Origin of the sequence: Escherichia sp. HH41S (assembly GCF_009820115.1) — a bacterium.
GTDB lineage: Bacteria > Pseudomonadota > Gammaproteobacteria > Enterobacterales > Enterobacteriaceae > Escherichia > Escherichia coli_F.
The window spans coordinates 1-12,066 of sequence record NZ_VNXE01000061.1 but is presented as its reverse complement, the minus strand read 5'-3'; the positions used below and the strand labels follow the sequence as shown (position 1 = coordinate 12,066).

The 12,066-nt window shown below is 53.6% G+C and carries 12 protein-coding genes; 1 reads left to right on the top strand and 11 read right to left on the bottom strand.

Features of this window, described 5'->3' with window-relative positions; genetic code table 11:
• Positions 1–65: 65 nt before the first annotated feature.
• From FQZ95_RS09875 to nnr, 10 genes are all read right to left on the bottom strand, one after another.
• Entirely contained in the window at positions 66–263 is a 198-nt protein-coding gene (locus tag FQZ95_RS09875) for a DUF2065 domain-containing protein (protein ID WP_001089292.1), read from the bottom strand.
• Positions 264–344: 81 nt separating this feature from the next.
• A complete protein-coding gene (gene hflC, locus FQZ95_RS09870; protein WP_001232412.1) occupies positions 345–1,349 on the bottom strand; it encodes a protease modulator HflC in 1,005 nt (334 codons plus the stop codon).
• Positions 1,350–1,351: 2 nt separating this feature from the next.
• Complete coding sequence (hflK, locus tag FQZ95_RS09865) at positions 1,352–2,611, bottom strand: FtsH protease activity modulator HflK (protein ID WP_000312477.1); 1,260 nt, start codon at positions 2,609–2,611, stop codon at positions 1,352–1,354.
• Positions 2,612–2,696: 85 nt separating this feature from the next.
• The gene (hflX, locus tag FQZ95_RS09860) at positions 2,697–3,977 is read right to left on the bottom strand and encodes a ribosome rescue GTPase HflX (protein ID WP_000460360.1); all 1,281 of its coding nucleotides are present in this window, start codon (positions 3,975–3,977) and stop codon (positions 2,697–2,699) included.
• A 76-nt stretch (positions 3,978–4,053) separates the two neighbouring features.
• Positions 4,054–4,362 carry an RNA chaperone Hfq gene (gene hfq / locus FQZ95_RS09855; protein ID WP_001051883.1) on the bottom strand — a complete coding sequence of 103 codons (309 nt, stop codon included), beginning with the start codon at positions 4,360–4,362 and terminating at the stop codon, positions 4,054–4,056.
• 85 nt (positions 4,363–4,447) lie between these two features.
• Positions 4,448–5,398: a tRNA (adenosine(37)-N6)-dimethylallyltransferase MiaA gene (gene miaA / locus FQZ95_RS09850; RefSeq protein ID WP_001280339.1), complete on the bottom strand. Its 951-nt coding sequence runs from the start codon at positions 5,396–5,398 to the stop codon at positions 4,448–4,450.
• On the bottom strand, positions 5,391–7,238 hold the full coding sequence (gene mutL, locus FQZ95_RS09845; RefSeq protein WP_032185742.1) for a DNA mismatch repair endonuclease MutL: 1,848 nt from the start codon (positions 7,236–7,238) through the stop codon (positions 5,391–5,393). The genes miaA and mutL overlap by 8 nt, the downstream gene beginning before the upstream one ends.
• A 9-nt stretch (positions 7,239–7,247) precedes the next feature.
• A complete protein-coding gene (amiB, locus tag FQZ95_RS09840) occupies positions 7,248–8,585 on the bottom strand; it encodes an N-acetylmuramoyl-L-alanine amidase AmiB (protein ID WP_032185741.1) in 1,338 nt (445 codons plus the stop codon).
• 18 nt (positions 8,586–8,603) lie between these two features.
• Complete coding sequence (gene tsaE, locus FQZ95_RS09835; protein ID WP_000981977.1) at positions 8,604–9,065, bottom strand: tRNA (adenosine(37)-N6)-threonylcarbamoyltransferase complex ATPase subunit type 1 TsaE; 462 nt, start codon at positions 9,063–9,065, stop codon at positions 8,604–8,606.
• Positions 9,037–10,584 (bottom strand): bifunctional ADP-dependent NAD(P)H-hydrate dehydratase/NAD(P)H-hydrate epimerase, encoded by a 1,548-nt coding sequence (gene nnr / locus FQZ95_RS09830; RefSeq protein ID WP_160530141.1) that lies wholly within the window; start codon positions 10,582–10,584, stop codon positions 9,037–9,039. The genes tsaE and nnr overlap by 29 nt, the downstream gene beginning before the upstream one ends.
• Here nnr and queG point away from each other — a divergent pair.
• Positions 10,583–11,722 (top strand): tRNA epoxyqueuosine(34) reductase QueG, encoded by a 1,140-nt coding sequence (queG, locus tag FQZ95_RS09825; protein WP_001294196.1) that lies wholly within the window; start codon positions 10,583–10,585, stop codon positions 11,720–11,722. The genes nnr and queG overlap by 2 nt on opposite strands.
• Here queG and FQZ95_RS09820 read toward each other — a convergent pair.
• A complete protein-coding gene (locus FQZ95_RS09820; protein WP_010723271.1) occupies positions 11,705–11,758 on the bottom strand; it encodes a hypothetical protein in 54 nt (17 codons plus the stop codon). The genes queG and FQZ95_RS09820 overlap by 18 nt on opposite strands.
• Positions 11,759–12,066: the final 308 nt, after the last annotated feature.

The window sequence follows — 12,066 nt, the reverse complement described above, 5'->3', positions numbered from 1 at the left end:
ATCGCTTTTTCAGAGTTACAGCACTTTTTGCACTCAAAAATGACCTCGATCAGTCTGTTTTTTGTTCAGCCAATCGTTTTCCTCAACATGTAGTAGACCACAACGCCCGCAACCACAAGTCCACCGCCAAAACGACGTAAAATATTATCGGGCAAATTGGTCATCGCAGCGATCATCTTCTTCCATGCCTTCGGGTAAAGCATCGGCCCTAAACCTTCCAGCACCAAAACCAGGGCAAGCGCCAGCCAGATTGTCGAATTCATTCATTATCCTTATAGAAAAAGAAAACCACCGACATCCCTGAGGATGCGGTGGCTTTATAGACCTGTACCGCAGTCGTTATATTAACGCGTTGCGGAAGTCGGCGTCTTCATGTAGCGGAAGAAATCGCTGTCCGGGCTCATGACCATCACGTCCTGATTGCCGGAGAAGCTGTTCTCATAAGCACGCAGGCTACGGATGAATGCGTAGAAGTCCGGATCTTTACTGAATGCATCAGCAAACAGTTTAGCTGCTTCTGCATCGCCTTCACCACGCATGATGCGGCCCTGACGCTCAGCTTCTGCCAGCGTTCTGGTCACTTCATAGTCGGCAGTCGCGCGCAGTTTTTCCGCTTCTTCCTGACCTTGTGAACGGTGACGACGTGCTACCGCTTCACGCTCGGCGCGCATACGGTTGTAGATCGCTTCAGACACTTCGGTCGGCAGGTTGATCTGCTTGATACGCACATCGACAACTTCAATACCCAGCGCCGCCATACTGTTCGGGTTGATGACCGGTACTTTACCCTTCGTCTCAGCCGTTACGCGCTCTGCCGCTTCGGCAATGGCGTTATCTGCCGCCGGGGTAGTAACTTCATCTTCTGTACCCGCAGAACCGGAGTTCAGCGCATCACGTACTTCGAGGGTCAGACGACCACGGGAATCGGTGACGATGTCTTTCACGTCCAGGCGACCAATTTCAGAACGCAGACGGTCAGAGAACTTACGTTTCAACAGCACTTCCGCTTGCGAAATGTCGCCACCGCCCGTTGCCAGGTAGTAACGGCTGAAATCACTGATGCGCCATTTGATGTAAGAGTCGACGATCAGGTCTTTCTTCTCTTTGGTCACAAAGCGGTCGGCCTGGTTGTCCATGGTCTGAATACGTGCGTCGAGCATTTTCACCGTTTCAATGAACGGTATCTTGAAATGCAGACCCGGCTCATAAACCAGAGGTTTGTTGTCATCGTCACGCAGTACCTTACCAAAACGCAGCGTAATACCGCGCTCACCTTCTTTGACGACAAAGACAGACATGTAAAGCACTACCAGCACGATGATGATAATCGCGATAACTGACTTACGCATCGTTATTCCCCCTGACGCTGGTAGTCGTTACGCTGCGCGTTAGCGCGGCGTTGGTCCATAATATCGCCCTGACTGGTGGACGACGTGTTGCTTGCTCCACTGGTTGTGGAGGAAGAGGCTGGCGGCAGACGCAGCAAATTGCTGGCACCGTTATCGCTCTTCGCCGCAGGGGCATTGCCACCTTTCAGCATCTGGTCTAACGGCAGAACCATCAGGTTGCCACCTTTATCGTTAACCAGCACTTTGCGGGTGTTGCCCAACACTTTTTCCATCGTCTCGATATACAGACGCTCGCGGGTAATTTCCGGCGCAGCTTTATATTCCGGCAGAAGTTTAGCAAAGCGTGCCACTTCACCCTGGGCTTCCAGGATAGTCTGAGCCTTGTACGCACGCGCCTCTTCGAGGATACGTTGCGCCTGACCGTTCGCACGCGGCTGAACTTCGTTGGTATACGCTTCTGCTTCACGAATGTATTGCTGTTCGTTTTCACGCGCGGCAATCGCATCGTCAAACGCCGCTTTTACTTCTTCCGGCGGACGAGCTGCCTGGAAGTTGACGTCCAGCAGAGTGATACCCATGTCATACGGACGAATCGTCTCTTCCAGTTCGCGCTGAGTATCGCTACGAATCACGGTACGACCTTCCGTCAGAATGCGGTCCATGGTGTATTTACCGATAACCCCACGCAGGGCGCTGTCGGTAGCCTGACGCAGGCTGTCATCCGGGCTGGTCACGCTATATAGATATTTTTCCGGATTGGTGACGCGGTACTGTACGTTCATCTCAACGCGCACCACGTTTTCGTCCGACGTCAGCATCACACCGGAAGCAGCCAGTTCACGCACGGCTTCCACGTTCACCGGTTTGACTTCGTCGATAAACGTCGGTTTCCAGTTCAGACCCGGCTCAACCAGATGGCTGAATTTACCAAAGCGTGTTACCACGCCGCGTTCGGCTTCTTTAATGGTGTAGAAACCACTGGCCGCCCAAATAATGACAATCGCTGCCGCTGCGATGGTAACGACACGACCGCCAAGCTGCGGGCGCGGGCCTTGCGATGAATTACCACCGCCAGATCCGGTGCCTTTACCGCCGCCCAGACCACCGAGCTTTTTGCTCAGTTTGCGGAAGATATCATCTAAATCAGGTGGCCCTTGATCGCGACCGCCTTTGTTTCCATTTCCCTCAGAGTTGCCGCCAGGTTTGCTGCTTCCCCACGGGTCGCGGTCTTGTCCGTTATTACCGGGCTGATTCCACGCCATGTTTGTGCTCCATATTTGTTATGCGGTGATCCCTGTTGTCTTTCGACGCCAGAGGATATGACTCCACGCTTCAGACGCTACGCCGTTAGATCAAGTAATCGATCAACGCCGGTTCTTGTTTGCAGAGGCGACGCCAGTCAACGATCGGCATACGAACTTGCAGACTTACGCTGCCGTCCTCCTCCATCCACTCTTTTTCTATTGCCTGAAGCTGATAAAAACGACTTCTCAGACGCCCTTCCTGCGGCGGCAGACGCAATGTATGCTGCGCCACCTCGCCGGAAAGCCGCTCCGTCAAAGCCTGAAAAAGCTGTGGTATCCCCGCTCCGGTCTGCGCAGAAAGCCAGACACGGATCGGTTTGTTCTCTTCGTCCCGATCAATACGCGGTTCAAAATCTTCCAGCATATCGATCTTGTTCATCACCAGCAGGGTTGGGATCTCGTGAGCATCGATCTCTTCAAGAACCGTATTCACCGCTTCGATGTTTTCTTGTACTCGCACATCTGCCGCGTCAATGACGTGCAGCAGCAATGTGGCTTGCCGCGTCTCTTGTAACGTGGCTTTAAATGCCGCCACCAGATCGTGCGGCAGGTGGCGAATAAACCCTACGGTATCTGCCAACACGGTTTCACCGACATCCGCGACGTCAATACGCCGCAACGTCGGGTCGAGGGTGGCAAACAACTGGTCTGCCGCATAGACCCGCGCTTCGGTGATGCGATTGAAAAGGGTAGATTTACCGGCGTTGGTATATCCCACCAGCGAAACAGTAGGAACGTCGGCTTTGATACGCGATTGCCGCCCCTGCTCACGCTGTTTTTCAACTCTTTCCAGGCGCGACTGTATCTGCACGATGCGATTACGCAACAAACGACGGTCGGTTTCGAGCTGGGTTTCACCCGGACCACGCAAACCGATCCCGCCTTTCTGTCTTTCAAGGTGGGTCCAGCCACGCACCAGGCGCGTAGCCAGATGGCGCAACTGCGCCAGCTCAACCTGCAACTTACCCTCATGGGTACGCGCACGCTGGGCGAAAATATCTAAAATAAGGCCGGTGCGGTCGATAACACGACACTCGCACAAACGCTCCAGGTTACGCTCTTGCGCCGGGCTCAGGGCATGGTCAAAAAGAACGACCGAAGCACCCGTCGCTTTGACAGCTTCCGCAATTTCAACTGCTTTACCTTCACCTACAAAATACTTTGGGTGCGGCGCTTTACGGCTACCGGTAATCACCTGCAATGCTTCGACACCGGCGGAAGAGACCAGAGATTCAAACTCCTGGAGGTCTTCCATATCTTTGTCTTGCGTAAAATAGATGTGTACCAGTACCGCCTGCTCACCAGCATCATAACGGTCAAACAAGCGTATAACCCTCTAAATAGATCAGCGGGGAACGCAGGATCGCTGGCTCCCCGTGTAAAAAAAACAGCATGAAACCTTATTCGGTTTCTTCGCTGTCCTGTTGCGCGGAAGTATTCTGCGCGCTGCTACCATGATGGTAGTTACTGCTGGTACCGCCACCGGCGTTGTTACTGTGATGAGAAACCGGGCGAGACGGGACAACAGTAGAAATCGCGTGCTTGTAAACCATCTGGCTGACCGTGTTTTTCAACAGGATCACGAACTGATCAAAAGACTCGATTTGTCCTTGCAGCTTAATACCATTCACCAAATAAATAGAAACTGGAACACGTTCCCGACGCAGTGCGTTCAGGAACGGATCTTGTAAAGATTGCCCCTTAGCCATTCTCTCTTTTCCTTATATGCTTATTTGTACTTTGAACCTTTCGATTCTGAAAAAATTGCGCACGATACGTCTCAATTGTACACATTCAGCCTGCGATAGCACCAACAACCTGTAATACTTCGTCACGCGCCTGTTCTGGTTTTTCACTGTCAAGCCAGTGAACCCCTTCCCAACCACGCAGCCAGGTTATCTGCCGCTTCGCCAACTGTCTCGTGGCGCAAACACCTCGATAAACCATTTCATCGTATGAGATTTCGCCTTCAAGGTAAGACCACATCTGGCGATAACCCACGCAACGAATGGAAGGCAAGTCCGTATGCAAATCTCCTCGGGCAAAAAGCGCCCGGACTTCTGCTTCAAAACCTGAAGCCAACATCTGATGAAAACGCTGCTCAATTCGTTGATGGAGCAGTTCACGGCTCGCCGGGGCGATGGCGAACTGATGCACCTGATACGGTAGAGCGTCTCCTGACGTTTGCGTCAGTTCCGTTAAAGTTTTACCCGAAATGAAAAAAACTTCCAGTGCCCGGGAAAGCCTTTGTGGATCATTTGGATGAATCCTTGCTGCCGCAACCGGATCGATCTCCTGCAGTTGACGATGCAATGACTCCCAACCTTGCTCTGCCGCCTGTTGCTCAATTCTGGCCCGCACTTCGGGGTCTGCCGACGGTAGTGGCGACAACCCTTCCAGCAATGCCTTGAAATACAACATCGTACCGCCCACTAATAGTGGGATCCGCCCCGCCGCGGTGATATCGGCCATTTCCGCCAGCGCATCGCGGCGAAAATCAGCGGCCGAATAAGCCTGCGACGGATCGCGAATATCCAGCAATCGGTGCGGCGCGGCGAGTAACTCTTCAGCGTTCGGCTTCGCCGTCCCGATATCCATCCCTTTGTAAATAAGGGCAGAATCAACGCTTATCAACTCTACTGGTAAAATTTTACGCAGCTCAATGGCTAACGCCGTTTTACCGGAGGCCGTCGGCCCCATCAAAAAAATCGCCTTAGGCAGGCTCGCCTTACTGATATCACTCATCTTTCAGGGCTTTTATCGCCGGATGTAAATCAACAGATTGTAACAGACCACCCGGCGGCGTTTTCACAAGTTGCGGACATAACCGTTCCACGTCCGCCAGCAGGGTGATGGCCTGTGCCATTGACCACTGCGCATGTTCGCTCATCAGATTTCGTGCAATCCACTGCGCAATATTGCCAGGTTCGAATACGGACTGCTTCGCCAGGTAGCCTATCAGTTCAGGAATCAAGATTTGTAAATTTTGTTGGCGTAAGGGTAAAGGCACGGCCCTGATGGTCACATACTGTGCATCGGACTGGAAATCAATACCCAATTCCGCCAGGGCAGACTGCGCTTTTTCTAATGCCGATTTTTCTTCGCCAGAAACTTTTAGCCGCAACGGAATAAGCAACGGCTGAGCGCAAACTGGCGTTTCACCCGGCGTCAACTGCGCCTGACGCAGCCAACGTTCTGCCACTGGCAGGGCTAAAAGTGAAATGTTGCCGTCGCGCTCCAGCAACGCATAGTCGGAATGGATGATAGTCAGTACCCGACCAAAACTCTGACTGTTCGCCGCAAGCGCTGGCTCCTGCGGTTCAGGTGCTTTTGGTTTTTGCATCGGCGCAGGCGTTTGCAAAAGCTGGCGATACACTTCACCTTGCTGTTTCTGGTAGCCTGGCTGCGCATTCGGCCAGGAAGCTGCTGGACGACCACCAGAGGCGGGCGCAGGAGAGTAGCGGGGGGCTACCGGTTCGCGAACTGCCGGTTCAGCAAAATGATTACGCCCGGCGGCCACGCGGTTCTCCGGAATGGTGCGCGGTGCAGGTTGAGGTTCATCGTCCAGTGGCAGCGGCGTTTCCAGCTGTTGTTGTAGCACACTCAGCACGCCCTGATAGATAAAGTCGTGCACCAGACGCGACTGATGGAAACGCACTTCGTGTTTGGCGGGGTGCACGTTGACGTCCACTTGATGTGGGTCGATCTCCAGATACAACACAAATGCCGGTTGCTGATCGGCCCCCAGTTTGTCTTCACAGGCCTGACGGATCGCATGATTGATCAGGCGATCGCGCATCATGCGACCATTCACGTAGCAATACTGAATTTCTGCCAGTGCGGGCGTGGTGTGATTCGGATCTGCCACCCAGCCGCGCAGCGTGAGATCGCCGTGTTGCCATTCAATCGCCAGCGCTTGTTCGAGAAAAGCGGTGCCGCAAATCGCGCCTAAGCGCCGTTCTTTTTGCCCGCCTTCCGGCACTGCGCGGTACTGGCGAACTATTTTGCCGTTATGCGACAGATTGATAGTGACGTCGAAACGCGCCAGCGCAATGCGGCGGATGATTTCATCAATATGGTTAAATTCGGTTTTCTCGGTACGCAGGAATTTGCGCCGCGCCGGGGTATTGTAGAACAGATCCAGCACTTCCAGCGTCGTTCCCACCGGATGCGCCGCCGGTTTAACCGTCACGTCCATATCGCGCCCTTCGGCATACGCTTGCCATGCCTCCTGCTGCTCTGCGGTGCGCGAAGTGAGCGTCAGACGGGAAACTGAACTGATACTCGCCAGCGCCTCACCGCGGAACCCCAGGCTGATAATAGCTTCGAGATCGTCCAGAGAGGCGATCTTACTGGTAGCATGACGCGCCAGCGCCAGCGCCAGTTCATCTTTTTTGATACCGCAGCCGTTATCACGAATGCGGATAAGTTTCGCCCCACCGCGTTCGATATCAATATCAATACGCGTCGCACCCGCATCGAGGCTGTTTTCTACCAGTTCTTTGACTACCGACGCAGGTCGCTCGACCACCTCACCTGCGGCAATCTGGTTCGCCAGTTGTGGCGGTAAGACCTGAATTGGCATCAATCATCCTTAGTTTGGCAGCGTGCGATCTGGCGTCGTCACCGTGCTGGCCGTTTGTGCCGTTGCCCCCTGCGGCGCAGATTGCATCGGATGCGCAAGGAAATAATTGCGCAGGCCTTTGTAAATGGCTTCTGCCAGCTGTTGTTGGTAATCGTCGCTCGCCAGCAAACGTTCTTCGCTGTTGTTGCTGATAAAACCGGTTTCGACCAGTACTGATGGGATATCCGGCGAACGCAGAACGCCAAGGCTGGCATGTTCTGGTCGACGTTTATGTATTTCGCCAATGCGTTGCAACTGACTGATCATACTGGTCGCTACATCATACCCTACCCGCTGGGAATGACCGAACTGTAAATCCAGCACCGCCTGGCTTAAATACGGGTCAGACTGACTGTTCGCCAGCACATCGCCCGCTCCGCCCAGCAGCTCCGACTGTTTCTCGTGCTGCTCCAGCCAACTGGCCATTTCGCTGTTGGCGCGACGGTTAGAGAGCACCCATACGGAAGCGCCAGTCGCACTGCGGTTCGGTGCGGCATCAGCGTGAATCGACACGAGGAAATTAGCGTTTTGCTTACGTGCCACATCGCTGCGCCCCATCACCGAGATAAAGTAATCCCCGTCACGGGTTAAAACGCCTTTAAACATTGGATCGTCATTGAGCAAAGTACGCAATTTACGTGCGATGGCGATGGTGACATTTTTCTCCCGCGTACCACCGGGGCCGATAGCGCCAGGGTCCTGACCACCGTGTCCTGCATCAATAGCGATGATAATTTTATCGCCAGTGTTAGCCGTCGCGCGCGCTGCCGGACGCGTTACCGTATTACTGCTGATAACACCCGTAGTGCGGTTACTTTCCGTTTTAAACGGATTGCGCGCCGGTTCGCTGACGCGCGGTGCGACAACCGCAGGCGTTTCAACGCGTTTCGCAACCACAGGCGGCGGCGGAGGCGGTGGCGGCACATCGGCGTTAATCGTAAAGACGACAGTGTAATTGCTACCATTCTGCCGCTTCACCGCTTCGGTTTTACCGTTTTCGGTGAGATCGACCACTAGCCGTAGCGTTTGTGCATCTTTAGGCGTTCCAGAGCGAATCGCCTTCACCAGATTATTACCGCTGAACAACAACGGTAGCCCCTGAATCACGCCCGTTTGTTTGATATCGAGCGCCACGGTGCGTTTGTTTTGATGGCTAAACGCGTAATCAGGATCGCCAGTAAAACTCAATGTTATTCGCGCCTGTTGATTACCGTTAGAAACCTGAATATCAGAGAGCGTAGCGGCGCCAGCCTGCGCGCACAGCAGCAGCAACGTCGCTACCAACCAATTTCTGATGCGATACATCATCCCGCCACCTTTCAAAGGTTAACCGGCTAAACGCGCCAGCAACAATTCACCCGCAGAGGAAACCGCACTCACGCGCGCCTCACGGCCTTGTGCCTGATAATCAATGTGTATTTCGACATCCGGGTCAGGAAGAACACCTGTACCTTGTTGTGGCCACTCCACCAGGCAGATGGCATCGTTGGCAAAATAATCGCGGATCCCCATAAACTCCAGCTCCTCGGGATCGGCAAGGCGGTATAAATCAAAGTGATACACCATTAAGTTGTCGAGCGTATAGGGTTCGACCAGCGTATAAGTGGGGCTTTTGACATTACCCTGATGACCCAGAGCCTGTAAAAAGCCCCGGCTAAAGGTGGTTTTACCTGCGCCTAAATCGCCATACAGATAGATTACGGTTGCACCATCGCAGGCTTTCGCTACCCGCTCGCCCAGGTCTAATGTTGCCTGCTCATCAGGGAGCGGAATTACTCGATTCATCATGGTTTTTATCAGTCACTTCCGGGTTAACAATACGCTGTAGCGTGGAAAAGAGATCGGTCGCCAGCATTCCGCGCGTTCCAAAACGCGCCGCCAGTACGTCAGCTGCCGTACCGTGTGCGACACAGCCCGCGCACGCTGCATCATACGGCGACAGTTTTTGCCCAAGCAATGCGCCAATAATACCAGAGAGCACATCGCCCATGCCGCCGCTCGCCATGCCTGCATTTCCGGCATCAATAATGCCTAAAGCGTCAGGATGGGCGGCGACCACGGTTCCGGCACCTTTCAGCACCGCTACGCCGCCATAACGTTGTACCAGACGTTGGGCGCAATGTAAGCGGTCACTTTCAATTTCAGCGACGGAACAGCCTAACAACCGTGCGGCCTCACCAGGATGCGGCGTGATCACGCGATTGTGACGCTTATCGGGATTGATTGCCAGCAGGTTCAATGCATCGGCATCCCACAACATCGGTTTGCGAAAATTCTCAACTTTTTGCAGGGCTTTTTTCCCCCACTCTTGCTGGCCCAGACCGGGACCAATCACCACCACATCGGCCCATTCCAGGCTTTCGGTAAGAGAGTCCATAGTCAGTTCATGCACCATCAATTCCGGTCGTGCAGTCAGCAGCGGCGCAATGTTCTCACTGCGGGTCAGTACTCGGACTAAACCAGCACCAGCACGCAGTGCCGCTTCCCCCGTCATACGAATAGCCCCCGCCGTGCCGTGATCGCCACCAATAATCACCAGCCGCCCGTGATCGCCTTTATGCGAAGTCGGGCGACGCGGTTTCAGCCAGTGAGAAAGTTGTTCTGCCGAAAACCGCTGAATTTTCGTCTCCTGACCTGCCAACCAACTGTCCAGCCCCAGCGAGTCAAAATGCAGTTTTCCGGTAACATCCCGGGCTTTCCCGGTGAGCAAGCCAGGTTTCAGCGCAATAAAAGTGATGGTGTGATCGGCGTTGATTACCGCGCCTGGCGTAGCGCCAGTTTCAGCCAGCAGGCCGGAAGGGATATCAACCGCCACAATCGGCGCAGGGTGAGTATTAGCGTGGTCGATTAACTGGCTAATGGATTCGCGGGGCGCGTGCTGCAATCCGGTACCGAGCAGCGCATCAACAATCAGATCTACTGACTCGGGCCAGACAATATTTGAAGCATGGATCTCGCCTCCCGCGTTTAACCATGCATCGTGTGCCAGCGCGGCCTCTTCCGGTAACGGTTTGTCACTTTCCTGGGCCAGCAGCGTGACCTCAATGCCGACCGCTTTTGCCAGCCGCGCAATCACATAACCATCGCCGCCGTTATTGCCATGACCGCACAGCACCAGCCAGTGGCGGGCATCAGGATAAGCCGAACGACACACCTGAAATGCGGCTTCACCAGCGCGAAGCATCAGTTCATAGAGTGTAAGCCCCAGCGCATCTGCCGCCTCGCGTTCGCCGCGGCGGATATCGTCGGCGTGCCAGACGGTGTGTGGTATACTTACGGGGTTTTTCTTCATTGTATGGTCCGTCATGTCAGAGCCCCTCGATCTCAATCAGTTAGCGCAAAAAATTAAACAGTGGGGGCTGGAACTGGGCTTTCAGCAGGTAGGTATTACCGATACCGATCTCAGCGCGTCCGAGCCCAAACTGCAAGCATGGCTGGACAAACAATACCACGGCGAAATGGACTGGATGGCGCGTCACGGTATGCTGCGCGCCCGCCCCCATGAGTTATTGCCCGGTACGCTGCGCGTCATCAGCGTGCGGATGAATTACCTTCCTGCTAACGCTGCATTTGCCAGCACGCTGAAAAACCCCAAACTCGGCTATGTAAGTCGTTATGCGTTGGGCCGTGACTATCACAAACTTCTGCGCAACCGACTCAAAAAGCTGGGCGAGATGATTCAGCAACATTGTGTTTCGCTGAATTTTAGACCGTTTGTCGATTCTGCGCCTATTCTCGAGCGCCCGTTAGCTGAAAAAGCAGGTCTTGGCTGGACAGGTAAGCACTCACTTATCCTCAATCGCGAGGCCGGTTCGTTCTTCTTTTTAGGTGAATTACTGGTCGATATTCCGCTACCCGTGGATCAACCGGTCGAGGAAGGATGCGGTAAATGCGTGGCCTGTATGACGATTTGCCCGACCGGCGCCATCGTCGAGCCATATACCGTCGATGCTCGCCGCTGTATCTCTTATCTCACCATTGAACTGGAAGGGGCGATCCCGGAAGAGCTGCGTCCATTGATGGGAAACCGTATTTACGGTTGCGATGACTGCCAGCTTATCTGCCCGTGGAATCGCTATTCGCAACTCACTAAAGAAGACGATTTCAGCCCGCGCAAACCACTACACGCACCGGAACTCATTGAGTTATTCGCCTGGAGTGAAGAGAAGTTTTTAAAAGTCACGGAAGGTTCGGCGATTCGCCGTATAGGTCACCTGCGTTGGCTGCGTAATATCGCCGTGGCATTAGGCAATGCCCCCTGGGATAAAACGATTTTGACAGCGCTGGAAAGTCGTAAAGGTGAGCACCCACTTCTTGATGAGCACATAGCGTGGGCGATTGCGCAGCAAATCGAGAGGCGAAATGCGTGCGTCGTAGAGGTACAACTACCGAAAAAACAGCGTCTGGTTCGGGTGATTGAAAAAGGGTTACCGCGTGACGCCTGATTCATCCACAGCTTGTGAATAAAAATAAAAACGCATTGCAATTCAAGGCGAATAAAATCGTCAAGTGATCGACTCGACAAAACGAGATCTTAATTTTCAACCTATATATCAATAAGTTAAAAAAATACTATTCACCGTGCGAAGTTTCTTTGAAATTAAGATTACGACATGAGGCTGTGGATAACTCTGTTTACAAGAGTTTGTCAGAGACAACAAAAACCAGCAATAACGCATCGCGTCGCTGTGGATATTTTATTGAGAGAAGAATTTGGAGCGGGAAACGAGACTCGAACTCGCGACCCCGACCTTGGCAAGGTCGTGCTCTACCAACTGAGCTATTCCCG